This window comes from Escherichia sp. MOD1-EC4550, assembly GCF_963876935.1.
Taxonomy (GTDB): domain Bacteria; phylum Pseudomonadota; class Gammaproteobacteria; order Enterobacterales; family Enterobacteriaceae; genus Escherichia; species Escherichia coli_F.
This window is the reverse complement of the sequence record NZ_CAWNSE010000015.1, coordinates 17,609-33,481: the sequence shown is the minus strand read 5'-3', so window position 1 is coordinate 33,481 and position 15,873 is coordinate 17,609. Positions and strand designations below refer to the sequence as shown.

Genomic DNA, 15,873 nt, shown 5'->3' with positions numbered 1-15,873 from the left:
TCCTTATTCCGCACAGCCGTAGCGATAGGCACGCAAAACATCATAAATTTTATCCATAATCAACTGATACGGTATTGCCGATAATTCCCCGGACTGTATGCGTTCAAATTGTTTGGGTAGATACTGACTAATCATGCCCAGTGGGATGTCCACGTCTTCCAGATTCGCCATCATCGTTTCAACGCTATTTTTAATTCGACTATGCGGCCAGTAATAACGAATACGATCCGACAGGCTGTAACGAATATCCAGTAATGAATCGTTAAAACCCGTGCGATAATATTTTTTCCAGTACTGCGGTTCGTCGATCATCACTTCTTCAATTACCGCCAGGCAACCGCTGCGATTTTCGGGGGCGATAATTTCCTGCTCAATTTGTGCCAACGCAAATATCGCCTCACGTAGAGCAAAGGTTAATGCTGGCCCTACTTTCAAAATTGCAAAGTGATCGCGGACTAATTCCCAATAAGCCGTCCGGGTCTGGTAATCGGTAGAATGTGCTTCATAAACCATTCGGGTGTTTTCTATCCATTGCGCCAGCGCCTGCGCTTCTTGCGGCTGATAATGGATAATATTGCTGTGATCAAATTCCACACCCGGCTGTACCACGATGGCAATCACGCGTGTTAACGCCTCTGTCAGCCCACGAGCAATAAAGGCCTTTTGATGCGTACGTAAAGTATTGGCGGCATCTTCAACCCGGGTAATGTGTACTGACTGAATGGCGCTGGCCTCACCGCCCGGAACCGGAACTTCGGTGCCAATGACATAGCTCAGTTGCTCACGCTGGCAATCTGTCGCCACACTCTCCGCTGCGTGGCAAAGCACGGCAGCACGTTCAGCAACCGTTTCTGGCGCTAATGGTATTGGATCCCCCGCACATGACATTGACGCATCAAGGTGAATTTTACTGAACCCCGCTCGAACATATGCTTTTACCAGCTCGACGGATTTTTCCATCGCCGTATCCGCATTTTCTTGCTGCCAGCAGTTCGGTCCCAGATGGTCGCCGCCGAGAATGATACGCTCACGAGCAAATCCGACTTTATCGGCAATCGCAAACACAAATTCGCGAAAGTCCGCCGGTGTCATTCCGGTATAACCGCCAAATTGATTGACCTGGTTTGACGTTGCTTCAATCAGCACTTTGCGCGTGCTGTTGCGATCAAATGCCAGCGCCGCTTCGATAACCAACGGATGGGCAGAACAGACTGAACATATGCCGATATGTTCACCAGCTTTATGCCGGGCAATTAACGTTTTCATGTTTTTTCCTTGTTAAATGGCAGGTGCGTTATGCCCTGCCCTCGCAGCAACAATCAGCAATCACTTTGCTCACCACATCGCGCATTGCGGATTTAGCCGACTGCAAATAATCCCGGGGATCGGTCGCTTCGGGGTGCTCGGTCAGGTAATTTTTTAACGCCTGCGAGAATGCATTTTTCAGCTCCGTTGCAACGTTGATTTTGCATATCCCCAGTTTGATGGTTTGCTGAATATCCTTAGTCGATAACCCTGACGCGCCATGCAGCACCAGCGGTAAGTTCACCCACTGGCGAATGTTCTCCAGTCGAGAAAAATCAAGCGCCGGTGCGCTGGCATACATACCGTGAGCCGTGCCGATGGCGACCGCCAGGGAATCAATCCCGGTTGTCTCGGCAAATTCACGCGCCTGAATGGGGTTGGTATACAACGCATCAGCTTCATTGACTTGTACATCATCTTCCTGGCCCCCAAGCTGCCCCAGCTCTGCTTCGACGCTGACATCAAAGCGATGGCAAAAATCCACCACCTCTTTGACCCGTGAAATATTTTGCGCAAAAGGCAAATGCGAGGCGTCAATCATGACTGAGCGCACGCCAGAACGAACCTTCTGAGCGATATCGTCAAATTTCGTGTGATGGTCGAGGTGAATCGCCAATGGATGGTGATATTGCTTCGCCATCGCGCTGACCAGCGCCACCAGATTTTCTGTACCAGCCTGAGTAAATGTGCCGGGCGTTCCGGCGATGATGACCGGCGCATGCATGCTGGCAGCGGTTTCCACCACCACGTGCATCGTTTCGAGATTGTGAATATTGAATGCCGGAACCGCATAACCGCCGCGCTGCGCGTTGTTCAGCATCTGCTTTGTCGATACCACGTACATTTTCACATCCTGTCGTTTGTTTTCGATTTCAAAATATAATGAAATTATTTGTTTTCAAATGTCGAGATAACGATCACAAAAACGACAATATGAAAATTAATCAGAATGACAGGAAAAAAAAACGGCCTCCCGGGGGAAGCCGTAACGAAGTGCGCGTGTTTTTATGCCGGATGCAACGTAAACGCCTTATCCGGCATACGTGGCAGCGCTGTGTAGGCATGATAAGACGCTTCAGCGTCGCATCAGGCATAGGTTGCCGGATGCGGTGTGAACGCCTTATCCGCCCTACGGGGTAGTGCTGTTCGTATGAGGCGTATCAGGCGATAGTAATTTTGCTATCGAGATAAACGTCCTGCACGGCGTTAATCAGTTTCACGCCGTCAGCCATCGATTTCTTGAACGCCTTACGTCCAAGAATCAGCCCCATTCCGCCAGCGCGTTTGTTGATGACCGCAGTACGCACTGCATCGCTGAGGTCAGTTTCACCGCCTGCAGCACCGCCGGAGTTTATCAACCCTGCCCGGCCCATATAGCAGTTAGCTAACTGATAACGCACCAGATCAATCGGGTTTTCGCTGGTCAACTTGCTGTAAACGCGATCGTCGGTATAACCGTAATTAATCGCTTTATAGCCGCCGTTATTTTCCGCCATTTTTTGTTTGACGATATCTGCGCCTATGGTTGCCGCCAGATGGTTCGCCTGACCTGTCAGGTCGGCGGAAACATGGTAATCAACGCCATCTTTCTTAAAGGCGGAGTTACGCAAATAGGCCCACAGCACGGTCACCATGCCCAGCTCGTGCGCACGTTCAAAAGCCGCAGAAATTTCTTCAATCTGGCGACGTGACTCTTCCGAGCCAAAATAGATGGTCGCGCCAACCGCCACCGCGCCCATGTTGAACGCCTGCTCCACGCTGGCATACAGCGTTTGATCGTAAGTGTTCGGGTAACTTAGCGTCTCGTTGTGATTAAGTTTGACAAGGAATGGAATGCGATGCGCGTAACGCCGCGATACCGATGCCAGCACGCCGTAAGTTGACGCCACACAGTTACAGCCCGCTTCGATCGCCAGTTCAACAATGTTTTTCGGGTCAAAGTAGAGCGGGTTAGCGGCAAATGAAGCTCCGGCAGAGTGCTCAACGCCCTGGTCAACCGGCAGAATAGAAAGATATCCTGTGCCAGCCAGACGCCCAGTGTTGTACAACGTCTGCATATTACGTAACACCGCTGGCGGGCGATTATTGTCAATCATCACGCGGTCTACGTAGTCATGTCCGGGGAGATAAAGCTGGTCAGAAGGAATAGTCATACAACGGTGCTGTAAAAGGTTGTCGGCGTCTTTGCCAAGCAACTGCGCAATATCTGTCATTACTATGCTCCCGTAAATTCCGATTGGATATCGGCTATGGATTGTCCTGGCCCGCCTTTTGCGGGCAATCATAATCCTGGTCGTTACGGGAGAATTTTTCCATCTTCTGGATGTTTTTTCAGCGTTTTCTGTTGGCACGATTCATCAGAAAAAGTGTTACAGAGGTCAAGTTTTCACCGCAAAGGTATTTAAAAGGTATTATTAAATGGTATTGTCATCGCGTACCTTACATTACCTGTCATGAAGGAATTAAAAGATGAAAACAACAGCAAAGCTGTCGTTCATGATGTTTGTTGAATGGTTTATCTGGGGCGCGTGGTTTGTGCCATTGTGGTTGTGGTTAAGTAAAAGCGGTTTTAGTGCCGGAGAAATTGGCTGGTCGTATGCCTGTACCGCCATTGCGGCGATCCTGTCGCCAATTCTGGTTGGCTCCATCACTGACCGCTTTTTCTCGGCGCAGAAAGTGCTGGCGGTATTGATGTTCGCTGGTGCGGCGCTGATGTATTTCGCTGCGCAACAGACCACTTTTGCCGGGTTCTTCCCGTTACTGCTGGCCTACTCGCTAACCTATATGCCGACCATTGCGCTGACTAACAGTATCGCTTTTGCCAACGTGCCGGATGTGGAGCGTGATTTCCCACGCATTCGTGTGATGGGCACTATCGGCTGGATTGCCTCCGGTCTGGCATGTGGATTTTTGCCGCAAATGCTGGGTTATGCCGATATCTCTCCGACTAACATCCCGCTGCTGATTACCGCCGGAAGTTCTGCTCTGCTCGGTGTGTTTGCGTTTTTCCTGCCCGACACGCCGCCAAAAAGCACCGGCAAAATGGACATTAAAGTCATGCTCGGCCTGGATGCGCTGATCCTGCTGCGCGATAAAAACTTCCTCGTCTTTTTCTTCTGTTCATTCCTGTTTGCGATGCCACTGGCGTTCTATTACATCTTTGCCAACGGTTATCTGACAGAAGTCGGCATGAAAAATGCCACCGGCTGGATGACGCTCGGGCAGTTCTCTGAAATCTTCTTTATGCTGGCATTGCCGTTTTTTACCAAACGCTTTGGTATCAAAAAGGTATTATTACTTGGTCTGGTCACCGCAGCGATCCGCTATGGCTTCTTTATTTACGGTAGTGCGGATGAATATTTCACCTACGCGTTACTGTTCCTCGGCATTTTGCTGCATGGAGTAAGTTACGATTTTTACTACGTTACCGCTTACATCTATGTCGATAAAAAAGCCCCCGTGCATATGCGTACCGCTGCGCAGGGGCTGATCACGCTCTGCTGCCAGGGATTCGGCAGTTTGCTCGGCTATCGTCTTGGCGGTGTGATGATGGAAAAGATGTTCGCTTATCCGGAACCGGTAAACGGACTGACTTTCAACTGGTCCGGGATGTGGACTTTCGGCGCGGTGATGATTGCCATTATCGCCGTGCTGTTCATGATTTTTTTCCGCGAATCCGACAACGAAATTACGGCTATCAAGGTCGATGATCGCGATATTGCGTTGACACAAGGGGAAGTTAAATGAAAACAGAACGTATTCTCGGTGCTCTTTATGGGCAGGCGTTAGGGGATGCGATGGGGATGCCGTCCGAGCTTTGGCCACGCAGCCGCGTTAAAGCACACTTTGGCTGGATTGACCGTTTTCTGCCTGGACCAAAGGAGAATAACGCGGCCTGTTATTTTAACCGCGCCGAATTCACCGACGATACCTCAATGGCGCTGTGTCTGGCGGATGCGTTACTGGAACGTGAAGGCGAGATCGATCCGGATCTGATTGGGCGTAATATTCTCGACTGGGCGCTGCGTTTCGACGCCTTCAATAAAAACGTGCTTGGCCCGACCTCGAAGATTGCTCTCAACGCCATTCGCGACGGTAAACCCGTTGCTGAACTGGAAAACAATGGCGTGACCAACGGCGCAGCGATGCGCGTCTCGCCATTAGGTTGTTTGCTTTCGGCGCGCGATGTTGATTCCTTTATTGATGATGTGGCGCTGGCGTCCAGCCCGACCCATAAATCCGATCTGGCGGTTGCAGGTGCGGTAGTCATCGCATGGGCGATTTCCCGTGCCATTGACGGAGAAAGCTGGTCAGCGATTGTTGATTCTCTACCCTCGATTGCGCGACATGCACAGCAAAAACGCATCACCACCTTCAGCGCCTCACTGGCGGCACGCCTGGAGATTGCGCTGAAAATTGTGCGCAATGCCGACGGCACCGAATCCGCCAGCGAACAGCTGTATCAGGTGGTTGGGGCAGGTACCAGTACTATTGAGTCCGTTCCGTGCGCCATTGCGCTGGTTGAACTGGCACAAACCGACCCGAACCGTTGCGCCATCCTGTGCGCTAACCTTGGCGGCGACACAGACACCATCGGCGCTATGGCGACGGCGATTTGCGGCGCATTGCATGGCGTTAACGCTATCGATCCTGCGTTTAAGACGGAGCTGGATGCGGTAAATCAGCTTGATTTTAATCATTATGCCACGGCGCTGGCAAAGTATCGCCAACAACGGGAGGCGGTATGAGCGGCGCTCGATTACACACGCTGCTGCCTGAATTAACCACGCGTCAGCCGGTGATGGTCGTCGGCGCGGCGGTCATTGATGTGATCGCCGACGCTTATGCCCTACCCTGGCGTGGGTGCGATATCGAACTGAAACAGCAGAGCGTTAACGTTGGCGGCTGTGCACTGAATATTGCCGTGGCGTTAAATCGCCTCGGTATCGAAGCGGGTAATGCCCTGCCGCTCGGCCAGGGTGTGTGGGCGGAAATTATTCGTAACCGGATGGCGAAAGAAGGATTAATCAGCCTCATCGATAACGCCGAAGGCGATAACGGCTGGTGTCTGGCGCTGGTTGAGCCTGATGGTGAACGCACGTTTATGTCGTTCAGTGGTGTGGAAAATCAGTGGAATCGCGAATGGTTGGCGCGATTAACCGTTGCGCCTGGCAGCCTGCTCTATTTTTCCGGTTATCAACTGGCCTCGCCCTGCGGTGAATTGTTAGTGGAATGGCTGGAGAGTCTGCAAGACGTGACGCCGTTCATCGATTTTGGCCCACGTATTGGCGATATCCCGGATGCATTACTGGCGCGAATCATGGCCTGTCGACCTTTAGTGTCACTCAATCGTCAGGAGGTTGAGATTGCCGCCGAACGTTTTGCTTTATCAGCAGAGATAACAACACTTGGCAAGCAATGGCAGGAGAAATTTGCCGCGCCGTTGATCGTTCGTCTGGATAAAGAAGGCGCATGGTATTTCAGCAATAACGCTTCTGGCTGCATCCCGGCATTTCCAACGCAAGTTGTAGACACCATTGGGGCGGGCGACAGTCATGCAGGTGGCGTATTAGCTGGACTGGCCTCTGGTTTGCCACTGGCGGATGCCGTATTGCTGGGCAATGCAGTGGCGTCGTGGGTTGTCGGGCATCGCGGCGGTGATTGCGCGCCAACCCGCGAGGAACTACTCCTCACACACAAAAACGTATAGATCACTGCGACAGTGGCTGATGCTGTACTCAATAGGCCGTTGCTGTTGGTCAAGCGCCACTTGCTTGATCACCAGCACCGGTATTTTACTATCTAATTGAATATGTGACTGAAACTCGGCATCCGGCATCCGGGCGCTAACGCGGGAACGGGTACGCTTTGGAAAAATATGCTGACTGCGGAAGTAGTCATAAAGAGAGATTCCGATGGCATCAACATCATGAATTAAATGCGCCGGAACCCACGACTCCTCAATAGAGACCGCTTCTTCATCAACATAGCGAATACGCTTAAGCAAAAAGACATCACTACCCGCTTCGACCGCCAATTGCTGCGCCACCTCTTCAGGGCATTTAACCACTCGCTTGTTAACCCATAGCGTATCTGGTTTTTTCCCGCGCAACACCACCTGCTGAGAAAATCCTCGCGCTTCTTTTAACGAGTATTCAAAGATGTTATTAATCTGCGTGCCGTAGCCGCGCGAACGTGTCACCACGCCCTCTTCTTCCAGCGCCTGCATCGCCTTGCGCACCGTAATACGCGAAACGCCGGTTAACTGACTTAAATCGCGCTCGCCGGGTAAAATATTGCCATGTTCCAGCACCCCGCTGCGCACGGCATTTTTCACCGTTTCGGCAAACTTAATATAAAGCGGCGTGTTATCCGCCGCTAAAATACGTTCGTTCAGTTGGGCAATCAGCTGGGTATGCGCTTGTTCCATTTGTCTTTTTCCAGGCGATGAGTCTGGAGGGAGTATATCACTGCTTCTTATTTAAGGCGTTTCTTTAATCCCATCAACGAATCCCTGCAGCTCCTCCACCGTGCCATTAAACACATTAAAATCCACCAGGCCATTAATGCCATCCACCTGGCCACGGTCGGAATGTTGCCAGAAGCGCCAGGCCATGCCGTCATTGTCCGGACGACGTTGATAATAGTGAGCCACCCACCACGGATATTCATTGAAATAGCCCGCCAGATTGGTGTGATAAAAAACGGCTCCTGAGTAAATAATCGGCTTTTTTCCCGTGCGTTTTTCGACCATTTTTAGCCACTGACTTACCCGCTTGCGTAATTCTTTTGCCGATAATTTTCCCCGTTCTTCTACGTCCAGCACGGCAGGGAGATCGCCTTGTGAGAAATCCACCGTTTGCAGAAATAATCGCGCCTGAACTGAGGCGGATACCGACGGGGAAAAATAATGATACGCCCCACGCAACAGGCCATTTTCGCGGCTTAGTTGCCAGTTACGCGAAAAATACGGGTCCACCAGCTTTTCGCCTTCCGTCGCCTTGATAAAGGCAAATTGCAAACGAATACCGTTATCGCGCATTTTAGCCACCCGCTGCCAGTCGATCCGCTCCTGCCAGCGCGAAACATCTATTCCGTGAATGGTGTAACTGGCAGGAATGCGAATAGCGAAAGATTTAACCGGGCGATAACCGTAGAAGTGGATGTAGTCTTTAATCTGAATAGCTGTCGAATAGAAAAAATTCACCGTCTGACGCGGATAAATTGCAACGATGGAAATTAGCCCAAGAGCGCATAATAAAGCGGTGAATTTTTTTCGACTGGTGATTCTCAGTTGCATTGGTTTCATCCCTGAATGTCAGCGCCAAAGACTGACAATAACCAAAGCAGCTATAGTACGGTGCTCACCACCAGGCGTGGAAGTGGTGAACCGGACCAATACCGTCGCCAACTTCCAGCGTGTCGGCCTGGGCTAACGCCGATGAAAGCCAGCTTTTTGCCTCCTGTACGGTGTCAGCCCAGTTTGTATGGCGCGGGCGCAGTGCAGCCAACGCCGCAGAGAGCGTACAACCAGTGCCGTGAGTGTTTTTGGTCATAATGCGCGGTGCGGTAAACCGTTGTTCACCCTCGCGGGTAAACAGCCAGTCCGGGCTTTGCTCATCATCCAGATGACCACCTTTCATTAGCACTGCGCCACAGCCCATCGCCAACAGCGATCGCCCTTGTTCCAGCATTTCCTGTTCGTTGCGCGCGTGTGGCGCGTCGAGCAAGGCGGCAGCTTCGGGCAAGTTTGGCGTTATTAATGAAACCTGTGGCAATAATCGACTGCGCAGCGTGGCAACCGCCGAAGGTGAAAGCAGAGGGTCGCCGCTTTTTGCCAGCATAACGGTGTCGAGTACCACGTTTTGGATCTGATAACGTTGCAACCGTTCTGCCACCGCTTCAACAATATCGGTTTCCGCCAACATACCGATTTTAGTGGTGTCGATTCGCACATCAGTGAACACCGAATCCAACTGCGCGGCGACAAAATCAGGATCTATGCGATACACCGATTGCACGCCTCGGGTGTTTTGCGCTACCAGGGCGGTTATTACTGAACAACCATAAGCACCAAGTGCAGAGAACGTTTTGAGATCTGCCTGAATTCCTGCGCCACCACTGGGATCAGTGCCTGCAATTGTCAGAGCGTTAATCCGTTTCATGCCTGCACCTCCTGCGTCAATTGCCAGAGCGCATCAAGAAAATGGGGAACAAAACTGCCAGGCCCCTCGCTACTGGCGACTGCGCGTTCTCCGGCTTGTTTCATCCAGTGACAGGCAGATGCGATATTTTCCAGCGTATCGCCTGGTAGCGCACAACAGGCAGCGACAACTGCCGATAATGCACAGCCAGTTCCTACCACTTTGGTCATTAACGGATTGCCGCCGTGAATGCCAACGGTGCGACGACCATCGGTAATATAATCCACCTCGCCTGTGACCACGACGATTGCGCCAGTTTCCCGTGCCAGTGTTTGTGCAGCGGGTATCGCGTTAGCCGCGGCGTCAGTGGTGTCCACTCCCCGTCCACCATTAGCAACGCCAGCTAATGCCATGATTTCCGAAGCATTACCACGTATCGCTGCCGGTTTAAAAGATAAAAGTTCATGACAAAAACGGCGACGATAATCGAGTGCGCCAACCGCGACCGGATCAAGCGTCCAGGGCGTTTGGGAGTGTGTTGCCTGTTCAACGGCAGCACGCATTGCCTGTGCGCGTGGCTGTGTCAGTGTGCCAACGTTAATCAGCAACGCACTGGCGATAGCCGCAAACTGACTGGCCTCTTCTGCTTCGATAACCATCGCTGGCGATGCACCGAGCGCCAGCAAGGTATTGGCAGTAAAGGTTTGCACCACATCATTGGTCATGCAATGCACAAGAGGAGAGTGTTGGTAAAAGAGGTTTAACGCGTGCGCTGATTGCGCGGAACTCAGCAGGTCGACTTGCATAGTTTGCTCCTGCCATAACGTGAAGAAGCAATGACCTGGTGGTCTGTGACTTCCCTACGCTGGCATTATCCAGATCAGGTGATACGGGTATTTCTCAGCCTTCACGCAGAAGGGCACCCCGAGTCGTTTGGTTGCGATGATGAATCGCAGAGATGGATGGTAATGTCCCGCGCACACGTTGTAAACGAGGAAAAACGGCGGGATTACAATAACGTTGTGAAATTATTTGATATATGAATCCAGCACCTTCAGAACGACATCCAGATCTTCTTCACGTTTTAGCTCATCCCCCTGGTGAACGATGTGTTCCGTCAGATGACCTTTAATCACTTCCCGCATCAGACCGTTTACCGCGCCACGGATAGCAGCAATCTGTTGTAGAACAGCTGCGCATTCGTGCGGCTCGTCGAGCATTTTCTTGAGCGCCACGACCTGGCCCTGAATCTTACTGGCACGCGCTTTCAGTTTCTGTTTATCACGGATTGTATGAGACATGGCAACACCTGGTTAACAAGAACATGAAAAATCATAGCACTATTATTCTACTGGGGGGTAGTATCAGGTACTGGGGGGGAGTAGAATCGGATTGCCGAATTAATACTAAGAATTATTATCATGACCGAATTTACCACTCTTCTTCAGCAAGGAAATGCCTGGTTCTTCATCCCCAGCGCCATCTTACTTGGTGCGCTTCATGGCCTGGAACCAGGGCACTCAAAAACGATGATGGCGGCGTTTATCATCGCCATCAAAGGCACCATTAAACAGGCAGTGATGCTCGGACTGGCAGCAACCATTTCGCATACCGCGGTGGTCTGGTTGATTGCCTTTGGCGGGATGGTGATCAGCAAACGTTTTACTGCTCAATCTGCAGAACCGTGGCTCCAGTTGATTTCCGCGGTGATCATTATTGGCACCGCGTTCTGGATGTTCTGGCGTACCTGGCGCGGCGAACGCAACTGGCTGGAGAATATGCACGGGCATGATCATGAGTATCATCACGATCACGAAGATCACCACGACCATGGACATCATCACCATCACGAACATGGGGAGTATCAGGATGCTCATGCACGAGCCCATGCCAATGACATCAAACGACGCTTCAATGGCAGAGAAGTGACCAACTGGCAAATTTTATTGTTTGGGTTAACAGGTGGACTGATCCCCTGCCCGGCAGCAATTACCGTGCTGTTGATTTGTATTCAGTTGAAAGCCCTGACACTAGGCGCAACACTGGTCGTCAGTTTCAGCATTGGCCTTGCGTTAACGCTGGTCACCGTAGGCGTTGGCGCAGCAATCAGCGTTCAGCAGGTCGCAAAACGCTGGAGCGGATTTAACACTCTCGCTAAACGCGCCCCCTATTTTTCCAGTCTGTTGATTGGCTTAGTTGGTGTGTATATGGGCGTACATGGCTTTATGGGCATAATGCGATAACTCAATCCTTTAGGCTTGCATGTTATCTTCAGCCCAGGATGATTCTTAAATCAGCTATTTCCGCTGGCTCTCTGCTCGCTAAGGATGCTTTTAGGGCATCCTTTCATTTACACTTTTTACGAAATCATGGGATCACTAACAAAATATCGCTTGTCAGTTATATTGTATGGCAGGAAAGATATGCGACTGATATTACAGATCCCCAAAGTGGAGAGTTTATGACCATTAAAAATAAGATGTTGCTGGGTGTGCTTTTGCTGGTTACCAGTGCCGCCTGGGCCGCACCAGCCACCGCGGGTTCGACCAATACCTCGGGAATTTCTAAGTATGAGTTAAGCAGTTTCATTGCTGACTTTAAGCATTTCAAACCAGGCGATACCGTCCCAGAGATGTACCGCACCGATGAGTACAACATTAAGCAGTGGCAGTTACGTAACCTGCCCGCGCCTGATGCCGGGACGCACTGGACCTATATGGGTGGCGCGTACGTGTTGATCAGCGACACCGACGGTAAAATCATTAAAGCCTACGATGGTGAGATTTTTTATCATCGCTAAAAAAAGCCCCCTCATCATGAGGGGGAAATGCAGACACCTTGTTATTTTTTATTATTAGCCACTTGCTCGTCTTGCTTGTTATTAGTCGTATTTCACGTTGATTAATGCGGTTGCCTCCAGTGCGCCAGATTTAATTTTATTTGTATCGTAGACGTAGTAACTGGCAGTTATCGGAATTGAAACCGTTGTATCTGTAAGTTTTGACTTTGCCGCAATTTCTTTTAAATTTGTGTATTCTTTACTGCTGTTAGTGATATTTAAAAGTGTGACTGGAGAACCATTACTTTCAAGAATAAATCCTACGCCATTATCTTCCGCACCTTTCAGTATTGTGTTGCTGTTGGTTAACAAGTCAGAACTTGATAAATACACCTGCATTTTCCGTGATGTTTGATTTTGTTGACCTAATAAGTTTTTACAACGCAGAACAATATCCCCTTTGTTACTATTTATTGTTGCTTTGTTACCTGTAACTGGTAATTGTGAAACGGGAATACTCTCTAAAGTAATTAATAAATCGTCCGGTTTGCAGGTTGTGGTTATCGGGTTGTATGACAATGTCAGATTAAAGGAATAGACACCTGCATTTTGTGCCAATGCATTTCTGTAGCTATTTACACATGCATCCCATGACTTGCCACCGAATAAACACAGTAAGAATTGTACTGCAGCACTCCCGCGTGTCGATGATGAAGCACTGGATAATGTCGCAACACCATTAATCATCACTGAACCGCCGCCCCCCGCAGAAACATTCACTTTTGCATTACTGGCCGCAGGTGTCACCGTTACCGAATAACCATTGGTGAAACTGGTCTGATTATTTGACAACGTGATGTTGTTTTTATTGATCCATTCAAAATGTAAATTTAATTTAATGGTATCGTTATAAAGTCCAACAATAATATCCGACGGGCTCATAGGGGTGATAGTATTTGTACTCACGCATGACGAATCATTAAAATTATGCTCATATGTTGCCGTTTGTGTTTGAGTAAGTGCAAAATCCCCCTGAACAGCAAAATTATGCTGGGCAGATAACTCTCCATAACATGCTGCATAACTCACAGGCATTACCATCATAATTAATATAAATAACATTATGCGAATTTTCATAGAGCCACCCGATTATTACTGGCAAATATAGTTCCTATTTTCATCAATCTCTTTACCGAAGGTGATTGTGCATGAGAGCCCTTGTTGTTTATCAATTGCCACATTAACCGATGGCGGTACATCATTAGTGCGAATAAATAACTGGCTTCCCTGACCGACAACACCAATATTGTGACCGTGGATATCATTGACTTCATAACCAAACGTTAATGGTTGCCCATCCGCTCTTAACGCTTTTATAAACCAGGGCTTGCGCTGATCGGTATCAAAATTAACCAGTACGACCGCGCCGCGATAAGGTGCGGCAATTTTCCGGTTACCACGTAATTCTGTTTCACTATCGCTTTGCGACACATCCAGCATCAGGTGATTTTCCCGATAAGGTGTCATTCCGTCGTATACCACCACTCCATTACGATTTGTTGTACGATATTTTTGCCCATTGACATAAGCATCTTTAATTCCAGGTGCGTTCATTACAGCAAACGTTTCGGAAAGACGGTTCGCCAGATTAACGCCACCCGACCAGGCGACAATGCCCCCTGAAATACTGGCTCCAGCTTGTCGATAAGCACTCGACTGACTATAACTGCCATTCACCGTTGCCACCGGCGCGTTCCAGGTCAAATTCGCGCCAGCTGTCGTTTCATTTCCCTGATGCTGATGACTTAAGTTGACCCCATAGTTAAACTGATCCCGGCTTCCAACGGTTCCCGCTAATCCCGCATTGTTTGAGGTAACACCCTGATCATCAAACGTTGTTGAGTTAGAAATGTATATTTGCCGACGAGGCGTCGTAACGTCATCACCCCAATCAAAGGGAATCGATATAAAAATATTAAAACGTTTCTCTTCATGATGATTCTCGTCATAAGCCTGGCTTGCCGCGAGGGTATAGCTTATCCGTCGCAGGTTGTTGGAATAACTCAACTGATAATCCTTACTGCTGCCGCTACGCCCCCAGTAATCTCGCCATAACGTACTTAAGGACACAGAACCCCAGCCTTCTGGCAATGACTGGCTCATATTGGCAGAAAAGCTATTTTTACGGCCAAAATCGTTCTGGTAATAATCGGCAATGTCATAGATATCGTTTTCATCACGGCGATAATTATCTTTATTGTTTGCCCAAACGTGATCGTTAAATGTCCGGTAATCACGCGACGAATAACGCCAGGCCGCCAGACCAAAACGCGTCGACGTTTGGCTCACAAATTTGTTGTAGGCAATTTGATAACTTTGCCCGTCAAACACATCGCCGTTGTCTTGTTTACTATGCGACTTCGTGGCATCGACGGAAATGGCACCAATGCGTGTATTCCAGCCTGTGCCCAAAGTGAACGCGTAATAATTATTCGCGACCATCGATCCGCCATACAGCGTCAATAAGTTATTAAAACCATACTGATAACCCGCCTGAACAAAATCACTTTGTTTGCTCGCCCCTTCAATATGGCTACGACCTGCCGCAAAATCATATTTCGACACGCCGGGTTGCAGCATATTCGGCACTGCTGCATAAGGCACCAGATAGGTGGTTACCGAACCGTCCGCCTCTTTCACGCTGACATCAAGATCTGCTCCACCACCGGCCAACTGCAAATCTGTAATCGCAAACGGGCCAGGAGGAACCTCTTTCTGATAAACCACAAAACCGTTCTGTTCAATCGTTACCAGCGCGTTACTCTGAGCAATCCCCTGCACCCGTGGAGTAAAATTTTGTTTCGAGTTAGGCAACATCTGCATATCACGAAACAACCGCACACCGCTGAAGCGAACAGAATCGAAAATATCGCTTGATGTGTACATATCACCCACGCGAAGCGTGCCGAGAAGTTGGGCAAATCCACGTTCCAGATACAGGGTATTGCTTTTCCACACCCCTGGATTGCTATTTGTTTTACTGAAACTGGCATCAGAATGCAGTTGCCACCCCAGTAAATTTAACCCGCTGTTAAAACGTACATATGTACTCTTGCTATTACCCGACGCTTTATAGTCGCTGTAATACTGACTCACATAATAAGAGGTATAAAACGCATTAATACCCCGCTCCCAGTTTTCCGGTGGAACATAGCCACTTTCCAGTTCCTCCACCCACGCCTGCGGTACACTGAAATCGAGACGAAAAACTCCGATATCCCAGGTATAGCTCCCACCGTGAACAAGTTGCTCAAATGTTAAACATTGCTTACCGCTGGCAAAGTTATCGGTATTAATGCCTAACCGCTTGATAATTTCCCTGGATAAACATGTTTCTTGCGGGTTGTCTTTAACAATAATCTCATATTTCCCGCGCCATTGCTTATTGACATAAATATCGATGTCATACTGCCCCGGCAAGGGTTGATTATCATCAAGACGAATATTTGCAACCTGCTGGTCTTTCATTCCACCTATCATAAAATGGGTATCAAAGGTTTCTTCAGCTGCATAAGCTTCAATGCCGAGCAATAACGCTACGATTGCTGATGCAAGTGGGGTCATTCTCAACATAGGCAGCTCCTG

General features: G+C 49.4%; 15 protein-coding genes and 1 riboswitch. Of the genes, 5 read left to right on the top strand and 10 right to left on the bottom strand.

Features of this window, described 5'->3' with window-relative positions; genetic code table 11:
* Positions 1–3 precede the first annotated feature (3 nt).
* The 3 genes from gatZ to fbaB all read right to left on the bottom strand — a co-directional run bounded on the left by gatZ (position 4) and on the right by fbaB (position 3,518).
* Positions 4–1,266, bottom strand: coding sequence for a tagatose-bisphosphate aldolase subunit GatZ (gene gatZ, locus AACU19_RS11840; RefSeq protein WP_000853842.1), 1,263 nt, complete (start codon positions 1,264–1,266; stop codon positions 4–6).
* A 28-nt stretch (positions 1,267–1,294) separates the two neighbouring features.
* Positions 1,295–2,149 (bottom strand): tagatose-bisphosphate aldolase subunit GatY, encoded by an 855-nt coding sequence (gene gatY, locus AACU19_RS11835; RefSeq protein WP_105278905.1) that lies wholly within the window; start codon positions 2,147–2,149, stop codon positions 1,295–1,297.
* Positions 2,150–2,465: 316 nt separating this feature from the next.
* Complete coding sequence (fbaB, locus tag AACU19_RS11830) at positions 2,466–3,518, bottom strand: class I fructose-bisphosphate aldolase (protein WP_000129551.1); 1,053 nt, start codon at positions 3,516–3,518, stop codon at positions 2,466–2,468.
* Positions 3,519–3,774: 256 nt separating this feature from the next.
* Here fbaB and AACU19_RS11825 point away from each other — a divergent pair, with 256 nt between their 5' ends.
* Genes AACU19_RS11825 through AACU19_RS11815 form a run of 3 tightly spaced genes read left to right on the top strand, consistent with a single transcriptional unit; the run spans position 3,775 to position 7,015 of the window.
* On the top strand, positions 3,775–5,052 hold the full coding sequence (locus AACU19_RS11825; protein ID WP_000858470.1) for a nucleoside permease: 1,278 nt from the start codon (positions 3,775–3,777) through the stop codon (positions 5,050–5,052).
* Positions 5,049–6,053 carry an ADP-ribosylglycohydrolase family protein gene (locus AACU19_RS11820; RefSeq protein WP_105278904.1) on the top strand — a complete coding sequence of 335 codons (1,005 nt, stop codon included), beginning with the start codon at positions 5,049–5,051 and terminating at the stop codon, positions 6,051–6,053. Before AACU19_RS11825 ends, AACU19_RS11820 begins: the two co-directional genes overlap by 4 nt.
* Positions 6,050–7,015, top strand: a complete 966-nt coding sequence (locus AACU19_RS11815; RefSeq protein WP_000011992.1) for a carbohydrate kinase family protein — start codon at positions 6,050–6,052, stop codon at positions 7,013–7,015. Before AACU19_RS11820 ends, AACU19_RS11815 begins: the two co-directional genes overlap by 4 nt.
* On the opposite strand, the gene AACU19_RS11810 is transcribed toward AACU19_RS11815, so the two are convergent.
* From AACU19_RS11810 to rcnR, 5 genes are all read right to left on the bottom strand, one after another.
* A complete protein-coding gene (locus tag AACU19_RS11810; RefSeq protein WP_000434034.1) occupies positions 6,989–7,735 on the bottom strand; it encodes a GntR family transcriptional regulator in 747 nt (248 codons plus the stop codon). The genes AACU19_RS11815 and AACU19_RS11810 overlap by 27 nt on opposite strands.
* 51 nt (positions 7,736–7,786) lie before the next feature.
* Positions 7,787–8,605: a glycoside hydrolase family 25 protein gene (locus AACU19_RS11805; RefSeq protein WP_105278903.1), complete on the bottom strand. Its 819-nt coding sequence runs from the start codon at positions 8,603–8,605 to the stop codon at positions 7,787–7,789.
* Between the two features lie 64 nt (positions 8,606–8,669).
* Positions 8,670–9,470 (bottom strand): bifunctional hydroxymethylpyrimidine kinase/phosphomethylpyrimidine kinase, encoded by an 801-nt coding sequence (gene thiD / locus AACU19_RS11800; protein WP_105276896.1) that lies wholly within the window; start codon positions 9,468–9,470, stop codon positions 8,670–8,672.
* On the bottom strand, positions 9,467–10,255 hold the full coding sequence (gene thiM / locus AACU19_RS11795; protein WP_105276895.1) for a hydroxyethylthiazole kinase: 789 nt from the start codon (positions 10,253–10,255) through the stop codon (positions 9,467–9,469). Before thiM ends, thiD begins: the two co-directional genes overlap by 4 nt.
* 34 nt (positions 10,256–10,289) lie before the next feature.
* A riboswitch (TPP riboswitch) is annotated at positions 10,290–10,386 on the bottom strand.
* Between the two features lie 91 nt (positions 10,387–10,477).
* Positions 10,478–10,750 (bottom strand): Ni(II)/Co(II)-binding transcriptional repressor RcnR, encoded by a 273-nt coding sequence (gene rcnR / locus AACU19_RS11790; RefSeq protein ID WP_000019944.1) that lies wholly within the window; start codon positions 10,748–10,750, stop codon positions 10,478–10,480.
* Positions 10,751–10,870: 120 nt separating this feature from the next.
* On the opposite strand from rcnR, the gene rcnA reads away from it, so the two are divergent.
* A complete protein-coding gene (gene rcnA, locus AACU19_RS11785) occupies positions 10,871–11,692 on the top strand; it encodes a nickel/cobalt efflux protein RcnA (RefSeq protein WP_000134589.1) in 822 nt (273 codons plus the stop codon).
* 218 nt (positions 11,693–11,910) lie between these two features.
* Positions 11,911–12,249, top strand: a complete 339-nt coding sequence (rcnB, locus tag AACU19_RS11780; protein ID WP_000153074.1) for a Ni(II)/Co(II) efflux transporter accessory subunit RcnB — start codon at positions 11,911–11,913, stop codon at positions 12,247–12,249.
* Between the two features lie 81 nt (positions 12,250–12,330).
* On the opposite strand, the gene AACU19_RS11775 is transcribed toward rcnB, so the two are convergent.
* A complete protein-coding gene (locus AACU19_RS11775) occupies positions 12,331–13,365 on the bottom strand; it encodes a putative fimbrial-like adhesin protein (RefSeq protein ID WP_105278902.1) in 1,035 nt (344 codons plus the stop codon).
* A gap of 15 nt (positions 13,366–13,380) precedes the next feature.
* On the bottom strand, positions 13,381–15,861 hold the full coding sequence (locus tag AACU19_RS11770; RefSeq protein ID WP_105278901.1) for a fimbrial biogenesis outer membrane usher protein: 2,481 nt from the start codon (positions 15,859–15,861) through the stop codon (positions 13,381–13,383).
* Positions 15,862–15,873 lie beyond the last annotated feature (12 nt).

What these genes read in the sequence shown, in the direction of transcription:
- gatZ (WP_000853842.1), bottom strand. Translation starts at nt 1,266, where the DNA reads ATGAAAACGTTAATTGCCCGGCATAAAGCTGGTGAACATATCGGCATA.
- gatY (WP_105278905.1), bottom strand. Translation starts at nt 2,149, where the DNA reads ATGTACGTGGTATCGACAAAGCAGATGCTGAACAACGCGCAGCGCGGC.
- fbaB (WP_000129551.1), bottom strand. Translation starts at nt 3,518, where the DNA reads ATGACAGATATTGCGCAGTTGCTTGGCAAAGACGCCGACAACCTTTTA.
- AACU19_RS11825 (WP_000858470.1), top strand. Translation starts at nt 3,775, where the DNA reads ATGAAAACAACAGCAAAGCTGTCGTTCATGATGTTTGTTGAATGGTTT.
- AACU19_RS11820 (WP_105278904.1), top strand. Translation starts at nt 5,049, where the DNA reads ATGAAAACAGAACGTATTCTCGGTGCTCTTTATGGGCAGGCGTTAGGG.
- AACU19_RS11815 (WP_000011992.1), top strand. Translation starts at nt 6,050, where the DNA reads ATGAGCGGCGCTCGATTACACACGCTGCTGCCTGAATTAACCACGCGT.
- AACU19_RS11810 (WP_000434034.1), bottom strand. Translation starts at nt 7,735, where the DNA reads ATGGAACAAGCGCATACCCAGCTGATTGCCCAACTGAACGAACGTATT.
- AACU19_RS11805 (WP_105278903.1), bottom strand. Translation starts at nt 8,605, where the DNA reads ATGCAACTGAGAATCACCAGTCGAAAAAAATTCACCGCTTTATTATGC.
- thiD (WP_105276896.1), bottom strand. Translation starts at nt 9,470, where the DNA reads ATGAAACGGATTAACGCTCTGACAATTGCAGGCACTGATCCCAGTGGT.
- thiM (WP_105276895.1), bottom strand. Translation starts at nt 10,255, where the DNA reads ATGCAAGTCGACCTGCTGAGTTCCGCGCAATCAGCGCACGCGTTAAAC.
- rcnR (WP_000019944.1), bottom strand. Translation starts at nt 10,750, where the DNA reads ATGTCTCATACAATCCGTGATAAACAGAAACTGAAAGCGCGTGCCAGT.
- rcnA (WP_000134589.1), top strand. Translation starts at nt 10,871, where the DNA reads ATGACCGAATTTACCACTCTTCTTCAGCAAGGAAATGCCTGGTTCTTC.
- rcnB (WP_000153074.1), top strand. Translation starts at nt 11,911, where the DNA reads ATGACCATTAAAAATAAGATGTTGCTGGGTGTGCTTTTGCTGGTTACC.
- AACU19_RS11775 (WP_105278902.1), bottom strand. Translation starts at nt 13,365, where the DNA reads ATGAAAATTCGCATAATGTTATTTATATTAATTATGATGGTAATGCCT.
- AACU19_RS11770 (WP_105278901.1), bottom strand. Translation starts at nt 15,861, where the DNA reads ATGTTGAGAATGACCCCACTTGCATCAGCAATCGTAGCGTTATTGCTC.